This window comes from Primorskyibacter marinus, from assembly GCF_003313245.1.
Classification (GTDB): domain Bacteria; phylum Pseudomonadota; class Alphaproteobacteria; order Rhodobacterales; family Rhodobacteraceae; genus Primorskyibacter; species Primorskyibacter marinus.
In genome coordinates this window covers 578558-593804 of sequence record NZ_QJSD01000001.1, presented here as the reverse complement: position 1 = coordinate 593804, position 15247 = coordinate 578558, and the positions used below count along the sequence as shown (strand labels likewise).

General features: G+C 60.6%; 14 protein-coding genes, 1 tRNA gene and 1 pseudogene. 9 read left to right on the top strand and 7 right to left on the bottom strand.

Going from position 1 to position 15247, the window contains the following annotated elements:
- Positions 1-27: 27 nt before the first annotated feature.
- The 4 genes from tpiA to rimK form a co-directional block, all read right to left on the bottom strand.
- Positions 28-783 (bottom strand): triose-phosphate isomerase, encoded by a 756-nt coding sequence (gene tpiA, locus DMZ65_RS02830; RefSeq protein ID WP_116597589.1) that lies wholly within the window; start codon positions 781-783, stop codon positions 28-30.
- Between the two features lie 130 nt (positions 784-913).
- Complete coding sequence (locus DMZ65_RS02825; protein ID WP_116597350.1) at positions 914-1300, bottom strand: HesB/IscA family protein; 387 nt, start codon at positions 1298-1300, stop codon at positions 914-916.
- 198 nt (positions 1301-1498) lie between these two features.
- Positions 1499-1861, bottom strand: coding sequence for an SUF system Fe-S cluster assembly protein (locus tag DMZ65_RS02820; protein WP_116597349.1), 363 nt, complete (start codon positions 1859-1861; stop codon positions 1499-1501).
- A gap of 244 nt (positions 1862-2105) precedes the next feature.
- The gene (gene rimK / locus DMZ65_RS02815; protein ID WP_116597348.1) at positions 2106-3518 is read right to left on the bottom strand and encodes a 30S ribosomal protein S6--L-glutamate ligase; all 1413 of its coding nucleotides are present in this window, start codon (positions 3516-3518) and stop codon (positions 2106-2108) included.
- 124 nt (positions 3519-3642) lie between these two features.
- On the opposite strand from rimK, the gene tgt reads away from it, so the two are divergent.
- From tgt to DMZ65_RS02795, 4 genes are all read left to right on the top strand, one after another.
- Positions 3643-4770: a tRNA guanosine(34) transglycosylase Tgt gene (tgt, locus tag DMZ65_RS02810; RefSeq protein ID WP_116597347.1), complete on the top strand. Its 1128-nt coding sequence runs from the start codon at positions 3643-3645 to the stop codon at positions 4768-4770.
- Positions 4771-5020: 250 nt separating this feature from the next.
- Entirely contained in the window at positions 5021-7426 is a 2406-nt protein-coding gene (gene lon / locus DMZ65_RS02805; RefSeq protein WP_084352734.1) for an endopeptidase La, read from the top strand.
- Positions 7427-7622: 196 nt separating this feature from the next.
- Positions 7623-8033: an HU family DNA-binding protein gene (locus tag DMZ65_RS02800; protein ID WP_116597346.1), complete on the top strand. Its 411-nt coding sequence runs from the start codon at positions 7623-7625 to the stop codon at positions 8031-8033.
- Between the two features lie 19 nt (positions 8034-8052).
- Positions 8053-8127 (top strand) — tRNA-Val (locus tag DMZ65_RS02795).
- A gap of 100 nt (positions 8128-8227) precedes the next feature.
- Here the strand turns inward: DMZ65_RS02795 and DMZ65_RS20075 are convergent.
- The 3 genes and pseudogenes from DMZ65_RS20075 to guaD form a co-directional block, all read right to left on the bottom strand.
- Positions 8228-8383 (bottom strand): hypothetical protein, encoded by a 156-nt coding sequence (locus tag DMZ65_RS20075; protein WP_332871561.1) that lies wholly within the window; start codon positions 8381-8383, stop codon positions 8228-8230.
- A gap of 54 nt (positions 8384-8437) precedes the next feature.
- Positions 8438-8636 (bottom strand): annotated as a pseudogene (locus tag DMZ65_RS20175) (IS66 family transposase); the annotation flags it as partial.
- 95 nt (positions 8637-8731) lie between these two features.
- Entirely contained in the window at positions 8732-10039 is a 1308-nt protein-coding gene (gene guaD, locus DMZ65_RS02785) for a guanine deaminase (protein WP_116597344.1), read from the bottom strand.
- Between the two features lie 120 nt (positions 10040-10159).
- Between guaD and mgtE the strand changes: the two genes are divergently transcribed.
- From mgtE to DMZ65_RS02760, 5 genes are all read left to right on the top strand, one after another.
- Positions 10160-11554, top strand: a complete 1395-nt coding sequence (gene mgtE / locus DMZ65_RS02780; RefSeq protein ID WP_116597343.1) for a magnesium transporter — start codon at positions 10160-10162, stop codon at positions 11552-11554.
- Positions 11551-12105 (top strand): 5-formyltetrahydrofolate cyclo-ligase, encoded by a 555-nt coding sequence (locus DMZ65_RS02775; protein ID WP_116597342.1) that lies wholly within the window; start codon positions 11551-11553, stop codon positions 12103-12105. Before mgtE ends, DMZ65_RS02775 begins: the two co-directional genes overlap by 4 nt.
- A gap of 229 nt (positions 12106-12334) precedes the next feature.
- Entirely contained in the window at positions 12335-13147 is an 813-nt protein-coding gene (locus tag DMZ65_RS02770) for a TIGR00282 family metallophosphoesterase (RefSeq protein WP_116597341.1), read from the top strand.
- Positions 13144-13380 carry a hypothetical protein gene (locus DMZ65_RS02765; RefSeq protein WP_116597340.1) on the top strand — a complete coding sequence of 79 codons (237 nt, stop codon included), beginning with the start codon at positions 13144-13146 and terminating at the stop codon, positions 13378-13380. The genes DMZ65_RS02770 and DMZ65_RS02765 overlap by 4 nt, the downstream gene beginning before the upstream one ends.
- Positions 13381-13407: 27 nt before the next feature.
- Positions 13408-15186: an SLC13 family permease gene (locus DMZ65_RS02760; protein ID WP_116597339.1), complete on the top strand. Its 1779-nt coding sequence runs from the start codon at positions 13408-13410 to the stop codon at positions 15184-15186.
- Positions 15187-15247: the final 61 nt, after the last annotated feature.

Here is a 15247-nt window from a genome sequence, read left to right as displayed (position 1 = left end):
GGCAAGTTTTGCGTGAGAATTGATGATCTATGGCGCGCTCGCGTCCAGTGCGGCGATGATCGGCAGGAAATCAGACGCCTTCAGGCTGGCCCCGCCCACAAGCGCGCCATCGACATTGGACACCGCAAAGATCTCTTCGGCATTCGAGGCCTTGACCGACCCGCCATAGAGGATGCGCACCGATCGCCCGACGCCCGCGCCAAAGCGGCGTTCCAGACGCGTGCGGATGAAATCATGCACCTCGCCGATCTGGTCGGTTGTCGGAACCTTGCCGGTGCCAATGGCCCATATCGGCTCATATGCGATGACCAGATTATGCCCGGTGGCGCTGTCGGGGACAGAGCCTGAAAGCTGCCCGCCAATGATGTCTAGCGTGTTTGACGCCTCGCGCTCTGCAAGGCTTTCACCGACGCAGATCACCGCAATCAAATCCGAGTCAAACGCGGCACGGGCCTTGGCGCGGATGGCGTCGTCATGTTCGTCGTGGTCCTGACGCCGTTCGGAGTGACCGAGGATGACATGGCTCGCCCCCGCATCCGCCAGCATGGCTGCGGAAATGTCGCCGGTATGCGCGCCTGTGGCCTCGGCATGGCAATCCTGACCACCGATGGCGACGGCTTTACCCTGAACTGCACCGGCGGCGCGGGACAACAGCGTCGAAGGGGGACAGATCAGCACATCGCAGCCGGTGGCCTCGGGGCCATTGGCGATCGCCGCCAACTCTTCCAGAGCGGCGGCAGTACCGTTCATCTTCCAGTTTCCGGCGGCAAGTTTGCGTCTCATCTCAGTCCCTTCATGCGATTTGCGCATATCATGGCGGCGTAAGACGGGCCGTCAAGGGCAAGCGGCTTCTAGGGACAGAAGGGCAGGCGATCAGAGCGGGAATATCGCGTTGGCGGCGCTGGAAAATCCCCTAGCGCGTCGTGGTGATCGCGTCAGGATCCAGGTCTTCGACATCCTTGAATTTGATGGATTCACCACAGCCGCAGGCATCGGCGACATTGGGGTTGTTGAAGCGGAACCCGGATTCAAGCAGCGAGGTCTCGTAATCGATCTCGGTGCCGAACAGAAACATCTGGGCCATCGGCGCGATCATGACGCAGGCCCCGTCCTGGGTGACGACCTCGTCATTGGGATCGGCCTGATCGACATAGTCCATGGTGTATTCCATGCCGGCGCAGCCGCCCTTCTTGACGCCGATGCGCAAACCAGCGCGCCCTTCCTTGTCCATCAACCGGGTGATCTGGCGAATGGCATTGGGGGTCATGCTGATCGGGGACTTTCCGGGAATGCCGAACATTTCGATATATCTCCTTGCCTTGACCTCAAGATAGGTCCCGGTGTCGAATTTCTCAAGAGATCCGCGGCACTGCTCAAGCGAAACGTTGACATCTGGCGGGGGCGGCCGGTTTTCATTGGCCGCGATTGACGCCGCTGGATACGCTATAGACAACGAGGGTTTGTTGATGCCTGTCAGTGTGTTGCGCGGCGCGCTTGCTTACATGAAGCCCAGTTCCAGCCTTGCTTCGTCGGACATCATGTCCATTCCCCAGGGCGGCTCCCATGTCAGATCCACATCGACCTGTTTCACCCCTTGCAGGGGTTCGACCGCGTCTGCGATCCATCCCGGCATCTCGCCCGCCACCGGGCAACCGGGTGCGGTGAGAGTCATTATCACGCGGACCTCGTTTTCGGGGCTGATATCAATCGTGTAGACTAGCCCGAGGTCGTAGATATTTACTGGGATTTCAGGGTCATAGACCGAGCGGCACGCTTCCACCACGCTGTCATATAGCGGATGGTCTGTGCTGGATGGCTCGATCAGCGGCGTACCCTCCATGGGCGGTTGCGCGTCATTCATTTGGGCTGTCCTGTGCTTTCCTGACCAAACATATAGGAAATGGGAGGTGCCGGGTAAAGGGGCGGATGGAAAGATGCCGCGCGGCATTTTGGACAGTGGATAGGGGATCAGGGCGTTTGGGGACGACGTTGCCGTGCTGATCGGGCGGCGGTGGATGTGGCGCGTTCAGGAGTGAGCGGCCAGCCCCTCACACTCCCCGGAGTATTTTTGCCAATGAGAATTGGCAGGGAGGGGAGGTGAAAGGTCAGGTCGCAGGCGGTTGACTGGATTTGGCAGGTAGCTTTCTGCGCCGTACCGGGGCGGGGCGGGCGCGGGCCTCGATGCTGTCATAGAGCAGACCGGTAATGTTCTTGTTCGAGGCCTTTTCAATGCCTTCCAGGCCGGGAGAGGAATTGACCTCCAGTACCTTTGGTCCGGTGTCAGAGCGCAGAAGATCGACGCCGGCCAAGCCAAGGTTGAAGGCACGGGCGGCACGCAGGGCGGTGTCGCGTTCCTCTTTGGTGATGCGTACAGATGTGGCGCTGCCGCCGCGATGCAGGTTGGAACGAAAATCGCCTTCGGCGCCGGTGCGTTTCATCGAGGCCACGACCTTGCCCGCGATCACCAGACAACGGATGTCTTCGCCTGCGGATTCCTTCACGAATTGTTGCACCAGGAAATTTGCGCGCAGGCCGCGAAATGCGTCGATGACGGATTCGGCGGCCTTTTTGGTTTCCGCCAGGACGACGCCTTTGCCCTGTGTGGATTCGAGCAGTTTGACGATCAGCGGGGCCTGTCCGACCAGTCCGATCAGGTTGGACGTGTCCTTGGGGCTGGCTGCGAAGGCGGTTGTCGGCATCCCGATCTTTTGCGAGGAAAGCACTTGGTGCGCATGAAGTTTGTCGCGGCTCGCGGTGATGCCTGCCGAGCCGTTCACGCAATAGGTGCCGATGGTTTCGAATTGTCGGATCACGGCCGTGCCATAGGGCGTGATCGACGCGCCGATGCGCGGGATGACCGCATCATAGCGGGGCAGGCGTTTGCCGTCGTAATGCACTTCGGGAGCCAACTGGTTGATTGCCATGTAGCAGCGCGTGGTGTCGATGACCTCTACCGAATGTCCACGCTTTTCGCCTTCTTCAACAAGGCGGCGGGTGGAGTAATTGTTCTCGCGGCTGAGAACGGCGATGCGCAGCGCACGGTTGGGCGCGGATTTGCGAACCTTGGTGGAATGATACACGTCATAGCTGAGTTCCGGTTGGCAGAACCGATCGGTTGCGACGATCTGGATATGGTCTTTCAGCGCTTGCCGGCCCAGCAACATCCGGCTGACCATATTGGCGCGATTGGTCAGCGTGATTTCGATGTTCCAGCTTTCATCGCCGACGGTCATCGGCGTCGAGATGACATAGCGTGGTTCGGCCTCGCCATTTGACGAGGTGACGTCGCGGCGGTCGATAATCGTGGCGGAGCAGGGGATGATCAGATCATCGCGTCCCGGAATCGGATGGATGGTAAAACGCACTTTGGGGCGCGTTGCCGGGCCAAAGGTTTCTATATCGAATGCATGCAAGGCCGAAGTCCGCGCGCCGGTATCGACCTTTGCTTTCAGCGCTGGCAATCCGAGGTCGGGCAGGGCGACCCATTCTTCCCAGCCGAAGGTCAGTGTTTCCGTCATGACGATTGTCCTCCGCGTGAAGCGTGAGTTTCCGCACCTATCAAGCCAAGCGGCTTCCCGCAAGACAATGCGCCCCGACGCTGGGGGCTTGGCAAGCTGCGTCGCTTGCTGCAAAGGAGGACGTATGACGCGATTTTCCTTCTCTCTCACTGCCACGGACGGCGCGGCCCGGACGGGTGTGATCTCGAGCCCTCGGGGGGACATTCGGACACCGGCTTTCATGCCCGTGGGCACCGCGGCCACGGTCAAGGCGATGATGCCGGACTCTGTGCGCGCGACCGGCGCTGACATCCTGCTGGGCAACACATATCATTTGATGTTGCGGCCCGGTGCGGAACGGATTGCGCGCCTTGGCGGGCTGCACAAGTTCATGAATTGGGACCGGCCGATCCTGACGGATTCGGGTGGCTTTCAGGTGATGAGCCTGGCCGAACTGCGCAAGCTGACCGAGAAGGGCGTGACATTTCGCAGCCATATCGACGGATCCAAGCACGAGCTGACGCCGGAACGCTCGATGGAGATCCAGAAGCTTCTGGGGTCCGACATCGTGATGTGTTTCGATGAATGTCCCGCCCTGCCTGCCGATGATACGCGCGTGGCCGAAAGCATGCGCCTGTCGATGCGGTGGGCGCAGCGGTCCCGCGATGCGTTTGGCGACCGGCCGGGGCATGCGCTGTTCGGCATCATGCAGGGGGGCGTGACGGAAGATTTGCGCGCCGAGAGCGCCGAAGCGCTGACCGCCATCGGATTTGACGGCTACGCGGTCGGCGGGCTGGCCGTGGGCGAGGGGCAGGAGGCGATGTTCGGCGTGCTGGATTATGCACCCGCGATGCTGCCCGCTGACAAGCCGCGCTACCTGATGGGCGTGGGCAAGCCCGATGACATTGTAGGTGCGGTCAAGCGCGGCATCGACATGATGGATTGCGTGCTGCCGTCGCGGTCCGGGCGCACCGGGCAGGCCTGGACACGTCGCGGGCAGGTGAACATCAAGAATGCGCGCCATGCCGACGATCCGCGCCCCTTGGATGAAGATTGCTCTTGCCCGACCTGCCAAGGCTATTCACGCGCCTATCTACATCACGTTTTCCGGGCGCAGGAGATGATTTCAGGCATGCTTCTGACCTGGCACAATCTGCATTACTACCAAGAAATCATGCAAGGCATGCGGGAAGCCATTGCCCAAGGCAGGTTTGCCGATTGGGAGGCCGATTTCCACCGCCAGCGCGAGATGGGCGATATCGAAAAGCTCTAGCCGCTACTGCGAGAACCCTACAGAGATCTTCGAAGGGTAGCGCCGTCATCGGCTGCGCAGGTTGCCGGTTTTTGTGCTTTACCCACAATTGCGTGGTTGCGGTCCCCGTGTCACACGGTCATTCTGGCGTGAAAACGTGGAGACGGTTGAAAACGGGGGCAGTACGCCCCAAATCTTGAGACCAGACAGGAGACGGGCAGCGCTGCCGAAATTCGGGGCCAGACCGTCTTGCCAATAATAAGGAATGAGCATGCAACAGCCCCTCAACGCATCCTATCCAGTGCTGCCGCTGCGCGACATCGTGGTTTTCCCGCATATGATCGTGCCGCTGTTTGTCGGACGTGAGAAATCTGTCCGGGCCTTGGAAGAGGTGATGGCCGATGACAAGCAGATCCTGCTGTCCAGCCAGATTGACCCCGCCGTCGATGATCCCGACAGTGACGGCATTTTCCGTGCAGGTGTGCTTGCCAACGTCTTGCAATTGCTGAAACTTCCCGATGGCACCGTCAAGGTGCTGGTCGAAGGTCAGGCGCGGGTACGGATCACCGACTATGTCGATAATGACGATTTTTTCGAGGCTTCGGCAGAGTATCTGACCGAGATCCCGGGTGACACGGCCGCGATTTCCGCGCTGCTGCGCACCGTTGGTGATGAGTTCGAACGCTATGCCAAGGTCAAGAAGAACATCCCCGAAGAAGCGCTGAGCGCGGTCTCTGATACGACCGAGCCTGCCAAACTGGCCGATCTTGTGGCCGGTCATCTGGGCATCGAGGTCGAACAAAAGCAGGAGCTTTTGGAAACGCTGTCCGTCAGCGAGCGGCTGGAGAAGGTCTACGGCCTGATGCAGGGCGAAATGTCTGTCCTTCAGGTCGAGAAGAAGATCAAGACCCGCGTCAAAAGCCAGATGGAGCGGACCCAGCGCGAGTATTATCTGAATGAGCAGATGAAGGCCATTCAGAAGGAACTTGGCGATGGCGAGGACGGCCAGAACGAAGTTGCCGAACTGGAAGAGCGGGTCGCCAAGACCAAGCTGTCCAAAGAGGCGCGCGAAAAGGCCGATGCCGAGATCAAGAAGCTGAAGAACATGTCGCCGATGTCCGCAGAGGCAACGGTGGTGCGCAACTATCTGGACTGGATGCTGTCGATCCCGTGGGGCGTGAAATCCCGCGTCAAGAAAGATCTGGGTCGGGCACAGAAGGTGCTGGATGACGATCACTACAGTCTCGACAAGGTCAAGGAACGCATCGTCGAATACCTTGCGGTGCAGCAACGCTCGAAAAAGCTGAAAGGCCCGATCATGTGCCTTGTCGGCCCTCCGGGCGTCGGTAAAACCAGCTTGGGCAAGTCGGTTGCGCGCGCCACGGGCCGCGAATTCATCCGCATCAGCCTTGGCGGCGTGCGCGACGAATCCGAGATCCGCGGCCACCGCCGGACCTATATCGGCTCCATGCCGGGCAAGATCATTCAGGCGCTGAAAAAGGCGAAGACGACAAACCCGCTGATCCTGCTCGACGAGATCGACAAGATGGGCCAGGATTTCCGTGGCGACCCCGCCTCGGCGATGCTGGAAGTGCTTGATCCGGAACAGAACTCTACCTTCATGGACCACTATCTTGAGGTGGAATATGACCTCAGCAACGTGATGTTCATCACCACGTCCAACAGCTACAACATGCCTGGACCGTTGCTTGACCGGATGGAGATCATTCCGCTGTCGGGCTACACCGAGGATGAAAAGCTGGAGATCGCCAAGCGGCATCTGCTGTCCAAGCAGGTCAAGAACCACGGCCTGAAAAAGGGCGAGTTCGAGGTGACCGACGAAGCGATCACCGACATCGTTCGCTATTACACACGCGAAGCCGGTGTGCGGAATCTGGAGCGGGAACTGGCCAAGCTGGCGCGGAAGTCCGTGACGAAGATCGTGAAGCGCGAAACCGACAAGGTTGAGGTTTCATCGGACAATCTTGATGATTTCCTTGGCGTGCGGAAACACCGCTATGGACTGACGGAAGAACAGCATCAGGTCGGCGTGGTCACGGGGCTTGCCTATACCTCTGTCGGGGGTGATCTGCTGCATATCGAGGCACTGCGCCTGCCGGGCAAAGGCCGGATGAAGACCACCGGCACGTTGGGCGACGTGATGAAGGAATCCATCGACGCTGCATCCAGCTATGTGCGGTCGATCAGTCCGCAAATCGGGGTCAAACCGCCTCGTTTTGAAAAGTGGGACATCCACGTTCACGTCCCAGATGGTGCCACGCCCAAGGACGGTCCGTCGGCCGGTCTGGCAATGGTCACGTCGATCGTGTCGGTGTTGACCGGGATTCCGGTGCGCAAGGATATTGCCATGACGGGCGAGGTGTCGCTGCGCGGCAACGCAATGCCGATCGGCGGGCTCAAGGAAAAGCTGCTGGCGGCGTTGCGGGGCGGGGTCAAGACCGTGCTCATTCCGGCCGAGAACGAAAAGGATCTGGTCGAGCTTCCCGATAACGTCAAAAGCGGGTTGGAAATCATCCCGGTCAGCCATGTGTCAGAGGTGCTGGAACGCGCGCTTATCCGCAGCCCGGAACCGATTGAATGGGATGAGGCCGCAGAAGAGGCCGCCGCCGCTGCGTTGTCAGTCGATGGGAAAGGCCCGCAGGCGACCGCGCACTGATCGCTGGCGAACACAAGTAAAACTGAAATGGGCATGCTTCGGCGTGCCCATTTTGCTTTGGCATGAGGCGGAAAGGTGTTCTGACGACAGAAACTCATGCGAATGCTGGATCGACATCCGTAAACTGTGTAGGCTCTTTGCAAAACGCAGGTGTCGATCAATTCGGCACAGTACAGTAAAGGTAGACAGAAGAAGAATGGCAGTTTCCCCCCGTAAGACAGGCACAAGAACGACCGCAAAAAAGCCCGCAGCGGCCAAGGCGCAGGCCTCGGCGCAGACTGATATCGCCGCAGTCGAGGCCGAGAACCTGCGCGCATCGGCCATAGGTGACGCAGCATCGGAGTTGCGCAAGAAAGAGTTGATCGAACTTGTCGTGGCACGCTGTGATGTCAAGAAACGCGATGCCAAACCTGCGGTCGAGGCAGCCCTCGCCGTTCTGGGCGAGGCGCTGAAAGCCGGGCGCGAGGTGAACCTGCAACCGATGGGCAAGATCAAGATCAAGCGTAGCAAGCAGGTCGGCAATGCCCAGATCTCGACGCTTCATCTGCGCCAGAACAATGCGACGCGAAGCGGTGGCAAGGATCCTCTTGCACAGACCGGAGACTGACGCTAAGACGCGGCGTGACGGGTGATTAGCTCAGTGGTAGAGCGCTTCGTTCACATCGAAGATGTCAGGGGTTCAAATCCCTTATCACCCACCATTTTCTACAGGACATCGCCGCTCTTTGATCGCATGAACAGATACTCCTTGCGCCCGAGAGTCGCCGTGTGACTGAGCGCTCGCAGATCTTGTTGTCCCGTTCAACAAAGCCGGTTTCGAAATATGCCCGCGCCTTTGGGATACGATCGAGCGCATATCGATGCGCTGCTGCGGCACATATGGACCATGCAGGCTTGCTCGCTGGCGCGATCTGCCCCGAACAGGCCATTCAACCCGGTGAAGCCATCGGCGTGGATTGCGCCTTTGTGTCCCCTGAGATGGGATGCGCAGTGCTCGCCCCATCCAATCGCTCAGCGTGGGCCGATGCAGATTGACCTTGTAGGCAGCATAATTCTCGGGTCGGCGGTAAAGTGAGAGGTGATCGCAATACTTGCCGACCAGAACATGGGCGAACAGCCCCGGTCCTGGAGGTCCGCCGGTGATCGGGCGCGAGGTTGGTTCGGTCGGGTCGTCAGGAAAACCTCTCCAAGAAACTGTCAGTTGTTTCAAGCGCCGCAGTTTCCCTCCTGGAAAACGTTTGCGGTTGCGGCCGCTTTGCGGCCGCCCCGGCGCTGCCCGCAGGGCAGTGTGACAGGTTGCGCGCTTCAGCGCGCTCCTTGTGGAAAAGCCCGGTTTCCACCGATCCAGACATCACGGATGGCGCGGTCGTCGCCCATCATGATCGTGGGGAAGACCGCCTCCCAAATATCGTTGGCGCGGGATGACCGCTGGGCGATTGCTTGTGTCGAACTCAGATCCAGAACGCAGATGTCGGCCTCCATCCCCGGTGCCAGCGCGCCAATATGCTCGCCCTGACGCAGGGCTTCTGCCGAACCGGCGGTTGCCAGCCATAATAGAAATGCCGGATGCAATGGCTGGCCGCGCAATTGCGCCACCTCATAGGCCGCGCACATCGTGCGGAGCATCGAAAAATCGGACCCCCCGCCGGTATCCGTGGCCAGCCCGACCCGGTGATCCTGCTCGACCAGACCGCCCATGTCGAACAGGCCAGAGCCGATAAACGTGTTGGAGGTTGGACAATGCACCAAAGCTGCGCCCATCTCTGCCAGCCGGTCGCGTTCGCGCGGTTCCAAATGGATCGCGTGACCATAAAGCCCGTTTTCGCCCAGCAATCCGTGCATTTCATAGGTGTCGAGGTAATCGCGCGCCTGCGGGAAGAGGTGTTTCACCCAGGCGATCTCGTCGGTCTGCTCACTCAGATGTGTCTGCATCAGGCAATCGGGGTTCTCTGACCACAATGCCCCCAGTGCCGAAAGCTGCTCTGGCGTGGAAGTCGGCGAGAAGCGCGGCGTGATGACATAGCCCAGACGGTCCACCCCGTGCCACCGGTCCAGCAAGGCGCGGCTTTCGTCATATGCCTGCTGCGGGCTGTCCGCCAAACCGTCGGGCGCGTTGCGATCCATGCATGTCTTGCCGCCCAGAACGCGCATGCCGCGGGCCTGCGCTGCCTCGAAGAACGCATCGACGCTTTGCGGATGCACGGTGCAAAAGCTGCACACCGTCGTGGTGCCATGGGCCAGCAACAGATCAAGGTAGCGACCGGCAATCTCTGACGCATAGGCGGGATCGCCAAAACGCATCTCTTCGGGAAAGGTATAGCTGTTGAGCCAGTCAATCAGCCGTTTGCCCCAGCTCGCGATCATCGCGGTCTGCGGATAATGCGCATGCGCATCGACGAAGCCCGGCAGGATCAGCGCATCGCCATAAGCGATTTCCTCGGCATTCGGGTGATTGGCGCGCAGCTTTGACGCAGAGCCGGTCGCCACGATCCTTCCGCCGCTGATCAGCACGCCCCCCGCACTGTCGTAAATCGCTGCGCCCTCAGGGCTGGTCAGGCTGGGGCGGGCATTGAATGTCAGGGTCTGCCCGGTCAGCAGGGTCGTTGCGGTCATGGTGCGGTTCCTTTTACGAAACACCGTAAAATGCGTTGTTCCAAAGGTAAATCTCTGCAATGTCTGTTGTTCGCGACGTCAATCAGATACCATCCGTTCAACACGAAACCGAGGGGGCGCATGTCTGAAGAAACCGAGGACCTGATCCCCGAGACAGAATCCGACGAGCAGGCCTATTCGCTGGAGAAAAAGGCGATCGCGGCGATCCTTTATGCTGTCGATGTCGGGGACCGCGAGCAGCTTGTCGAATTGCTGGAGCCGCTACATGCGGCAGATATTGCCGACCTTCTTGAACAGATCAATCCGTTCGACCGGCGCCGTCTGATCCTGCTTTATGACAAGGAATTCGACGGCGAAATCCTGTCCGAACTGGATGAGGTGATCCGCGAGGAAGTGATCTCGATCCTCAAGCCGGATGTGCTTGCCGATGCCGTCCGCGAGATGGACAGCGACGATGTGGTCGATCTGCTGGAGGATCTCGAAGAGACCCAGCACGACGCCATTCTGGACGCGCTGGAGGATTCCGACCGGGATGCGGTGCAGCGGTCGCTGAACTATCCGGAATACTCTGCCGGTCGCCTGATGCAGACCGAGGTGGTGATGGCACCCGAGCATTGGACGGTGGGCGAAGCGATTGATCATCTGCGGGCTCAGGACGATCTGCCAGAGCAATTCTACCATGTGATCCTCGTCGATCCGCGATTGCACCCGATTGGCAATGTCACGCTTGGCAAGATCATGGCGTCACGACGCGACGTGCCCCTGCGTGATCTGACAGAGCAGATGTTCCGGGTCATTCCGGTGACGCAGGATGAGGGCGATGTTGCCTATGCGTTCAACCAGTATCACCTGATTTCGGCACCCGTTGTCGATGATGAGGGCCGTCTGATCGGTATGATCACCATTGACGACGCGATGACCGTTCTGGACGAAGAGCATGAAGAGGACATCCTGCGTCTGGCCGGTGTGGGCGAGGAATCGAGCCTGTCGGACAGGGTGCTGGAAACCACGCGGCAGCGGCTGCCATGGCTGGGGGTCAATCTGGTGACGGCGGTGCTGGCCTCGCTGGTGATTGCCCAGTTCCAGGGCGCGATTGCAAGCCTTGTGGCGCTGGCCGTTCTGATGCCGATCGTGGCCTCGATGGGGGGCAATGCGGGCACGCAATCACTGACCGTCGCGGTGCGGGCTCTGGCAACCAAGGACCTGACCGGGGCCAACGTCTGGCGGGTGCTTCGACGTGAAGTGCTGGTCGGGCTGATCAACGGGCTGATCTTTGCGCTGATCATGGGGATCGTGGGGCTGGTCTGGTTCGGTTCCTGGCAGCTTGGTTATGTGATTGCTGCGGCCATGGTCATCAATCTTGTGATCGCTGGTCTTGCGGGAACCGCGATCCCTGTCATTCTTCAGCGCGTGGGGGTCGATCCTGCCCTGGCCTCGGGGGCATTCGTTACGACCGTGACGGATGTCGTGGGCTTTCTTGCGTTTCTGGGCCTCGCTGTTCTGGTGCTGCTATGACACTTGCGGAACAAAAGGATGCGGCCCGCAAAGCCGCTTTTGCGCGCCGCAAACAGGCGTTCGAAATGCGCGCGCCGGGGCAGGCCGGGTTCCTGTCAGAGGTGCTGGCCGGGTATCGCGGCGTTCCCTTGGCCGGTTACATGCCGATGCGGACCGAGATCGACCCTCTGGCAGCGATGGCCGAAGCCAGCGCGCATGGTCCGGTCGGCGTGCCGGTGATCCGCGGGGCGGGACAGTCGTTGGTGTTCAGCTTGTGGGAGCCGGATTGTGATTTGGTCGATGGGCCGTTCGGGGCGCAGGTGCCCGCAACGGAACGTCTGATGGTGCCGGAGATCCTGATCATTCCTTTGGTCGCGTTCACGCGCACGGGCGACCGTCTTGGCTATGGCGGAGGGTTCTACGACCGGACATTGGAGGGATTGCGAGCGCATCGCCCGACACTGGCGATAGGGTTTGCATTTTCCGCACAGGAAGCGACGGATCTGCCGCTTGAACCCACCGATCAGAAGCTGGACATGATCGTTACCGAGACCGGCATCCTCACGCCTTGATCCGCCGTTTGGCCGTTTTCACATTGAGCACGCAATGCGCGCACTGGATCAGCGCCGCCCTGCGGGCGACGCCCGGGGCCGGACGCAAGATGCGTCCGGCAGGCGCTTGCCTTGCGCTTAGCGTTCTTCCAGCGGCCATGCTCCGGGTGGCAATGATGCGACGCAAAAGACGAGGCGGCAGGATTGGCTGCCTCTTGCCCTTCGCGCCGCGCCAGCCTAGGGATCGGGTATGAGAACACTTTTCCTAGGAGACGTGATGGGCCGGGCCGGGCGCACGGCTATCAGCACCGGCTTGCGTCAGTTGCAGGCCGATCTGCGCGTCGATTTCACCGTCGTGAATGGCGAGAACGCCTCGCATGGCATGGGGCTGACTGGCGAGCATGCCAAACTGTTGCTGGAGGCGGGCGCGGATTGTGTCACGCTTGGCGATCACGCCTTCGACCAGAAAGACATGCTGCGTCATATCGAGGGCGAGACGCGTATCCTGCGGCCGCTCAACTTTGCCAAGGGCGCACCGGGGCGTGGGCACGGCCTGTTCACGGATCGGCGGGGCCGCAAAGTTCTGGTGCTTCAGGTTCTGGGGCAGGTCTTTATGAAACGCGCCTATGACGATCCGTTCAGCGCCGTGGATGAGGTGCTGCGCAAGCATCCGCTGGGCGGGCAGGCGCAGATGATTCTGGTGGATATGCACTGCGAGGCCACATCCGAGAAGATGGGCATGGGGCATTACTGCGATGGCCGCGCCAGCCTTGTTGTCGGCACCCATACGCATGTGCCCACGGCGGATGCGCAGATCCTGCCCGGCGGCACCGGCTATCTGACCGATGCGGGCATGTGCGGCGATTACAACTCTGTCATCGGAATGGAAAAGGCGGAACCGATGCGCCGCTTCGTAACCGGCATGGCCAAGGAACGGTTCCAGCCCGCACGGGGCGAGGCGACATTGTCGGGCGTGCTGGTTGAAACCGATGACCGCACCGGTCGAGCGACCGCGATCCACATGATCCGCCATGGCGGCCGGTTGGAGGCTGCCGCGCCATGACAGGTGCGCTTGCACGGTCATTTGTCCTGCTGAGCCAAGACGGTGCCGCCGCAGCGCGCAGGGCCCGGCCGCTGGCGGCGATCTTGGCCGGAGGCACCGGGCATAGGCCGTTCGGGTGGATGTTTTTACAGCAACTGGTTGCGAAAAGTCTGCTGGTCGGCGTTGCGCTTGTGCGGCCAAGTCCACGCGCGGCGCTTGCCCCCGACCTCGGCACAGGTCAGAATGCAGTCTGAAAACAAGAGCGGGGGCCGGGCAGGCTGATGCAACTCTTCGAATTGTCGCAAACCGGACAAGCCATGTTTGCCTTGGCTGTCGTGGCGGCCATGTTCGTGCTGTTCCTGCGTGAGACCTACCCGACAGAGGTGGTGGCCATTGCCGGGGCGTCGGTCATGTTGGCCACGGGTATCTTGCCCTATGACGACGCGCTTGCCGTGTTGTCCAACCCCGCGCCGTGGACGATTGCCGCGATGTTCATCGTGATGGGCGCATTGGTGCGCACCGGCGCGCTGGAGGCGTTCACCTCTCTTGCCGACAAGCAGGCGCAAAAGAACCCGCGGCTGGCCATTGGCATGATGCTGGTCTTTGTGCTGGCCTCTTCTGCGGTTGTGTCCAACACGCCTGTGGTCGTGGTGATGATCCCGGTTTTCGTGCAACTGTCGCGCACCTTGGGCATTCAGGCCTCGAAGCTGCTGATCCCGCTCAGTTATGCGGCGATCCTAGGCGGCACGCTTACCCTGATCGGGACATCCACCAACCTGCTGGTCGACGGCGTTGCACGCTCTGCCGGGGTGGAACCGTTCAGCATCTTCGAGGTCACGCCGCTTGGCCTGGCACTGGTGGCCTGGGGAATGTTCTATCTGCGCTTTCTGGGGCCGATGCTGCTGCCGGACCGCGACAGCATGGCGATGATGCTGTCTGACAAAAGCCGGATGAAGTTTTTCACCGAAGCCGTGATTCCCCCTGACAGCAACCTGATCGGGCGCGAAGTCACCGGCGTGCAGCTTTTCAAACGCGAAGGGGTGCGGCTGATCGACGTTGTGCGCGGCGACACATCGCTGCGTCGCGATCTCAAGGCAGTGACGCTTCAGGTCGGGGACCGCGTGGTGTTGCGCACGCAGATGACCGAAATTCTCAGCCTGCAATCGAACCGCGAACTCAAGCGTGTGGATCAGGTCTCGGCGGTAGAGACGTCGACCGTCGAGGTGCTGATCACGCCGGGCTGCAAGATGGTCGGGCGCAGCCTTGGCGCATTGCGCCTGCGCCGTCGTTACGGGGTCTATCCTCTGGCCGTGCACCGGCGGAATCAGAATATCGGCCGTCAGCTTGACGAACTGGTTGTGCGCGTCGGTGACACGCTGCTTCTGGAAGGCGCGCCCGCCGACATCCAGCGTCTCGCCAGCGAGATGGAACTGGTGGATGTCACCAAGCCCTCGGCCCGCGCGTTTCGCCGCAACCACGCCCCGATTGCGATCATCGCCCTGTTCGGGATCGTGATCCTTGCGGCCTTCGGCATCGCGCCAATCCTGATGTTGTCCGTTTTTGCGGTGGCAATGGTGTTCCTCACCCGCTGCATTGATGCGGACGAGGCTTTTTCTTTCGTTGACGGGCGGTTGCTGTCGCTGATCTTCGCGATGCTGGCCATAGGGGCCGCGCTTCAGGCATCCGGCGCGGTAGAGCTGATCGTGCGCGGCGTGGCACCCTATATGGGGATGCTGCCCGGACCGCTGCTGATCTGGGCGATTTATCTGCTGACCTCGGTTTTGACGGAACTGGTGTCGAACAATGCGGTGGCCGTGGTGGTTACGCCGATCGCCATCGGTTTGGCGCAGGCGCTTGGCGTCGACCCACGACCGCTTGTCGTGGCCGTGATGATTGCCGCGTCCTGTAGCTTTGCCACACCGATCGGGTATCAGACCAATACGCTGGTCTACGGGCCCGGCGGATACCGCTTTACCGACTTCATGAAAGTGGGCATCCCCCTGAACCTGTCGGTGGGCCTGCTTTCGGCACTGCTGATCCCGCTGATCTGGCCGCTATAGGGGCAATTGCCTGGTCGGTCAGTTAAGTTCAACGCGGGGGAGACCATGCGTCAGCATGGGC

Coding starts and splice junctions, on each gene's coding strand:
- tpiA (WP_116597589.1), bottom strand. CDS start 783: ATGAGACGCAAACTTGCCGCCGGAAACTGGAAGATGAACGGTACTGCC.
- guaD (WP_116597344.1), bottom strand. CDS start 10,039: ATGACCGCAACGACCCTGCTGACCGGGCAGACCCTGACATTCAATGCC.
- mgtE (WP_116597343.1), top strand. CDS start 10,160: ATGTCTGAAGAAACCGAGGACCTGATCCCCGAGACAGAATCCGACGAG.
- DMZ65_RS02800 (WP_116597346.1), top strand. CDS start 7,623: ATGGCAGTTTCCCCCCGTAAGACAGGCACAAGAACGACCGCAAAAAAG.
- DMZ65_RS02770 (WP_116597341.1), top strand. CDS start 12,335: ATGAGAACACTTTTCCTAGGAGACGTGATGGGCCGGGCCGGGCGCACG.
- DMZ65_RS02760 (WP_116597339.1), top strand. CDS start 13,408: ATGCAACTCTTCGAATTGTCGCAAACCGGACAAGCCATGTTTGCCTTG.
- DMZ65_RS02825 (WP_116597350.1), bottom strand. CDS start 1,300: ATGTTCGGCATTCCCGGAAAGTCCCCGATCAGCATGACCCCCAATGCC.
- DMZ65_RS02775 (WP_116597342.1), top strand. CDS start 11,551: ATGACACTTGCGGAACAAAAGGATGCGGCCCGCAAAGCCGCTTTTGCG.
- rimK (WP_116597348.1), bottom strand. CDS start 3,518: ATGACGGAAACACTGACCTTCGGCTGGGAAGAATGGGTCGCCCTGCCC.
- DMZ65_RS02820 (WP_116597349.1), bottom strand. CDS start 1,861: ATGAATGACGCGCAACCGCCCATGGAGGGTACGCCGCTGATCGAGCCA.
- tgt (WP_116597347.1), top strand. CDS start 3,643: ATGACGCGATTTTCCTTCTCTCTCACTGCCACGGACGGCGCGGCCCGG.
- lon (WP_084352734.1), top strand. CDS start 5,021: ATGCAACAGCCCCTCAACGCATCCTATCCAGTGCTGCCGCTGCGCGAC.
- DMZ65_RS02765 (WP_116597340.1), top strand. CDS start 13,144: ATGACAGGTGCGCTTGCACGGTCATTTGTCCTGCTGAGCCAAGACGGT.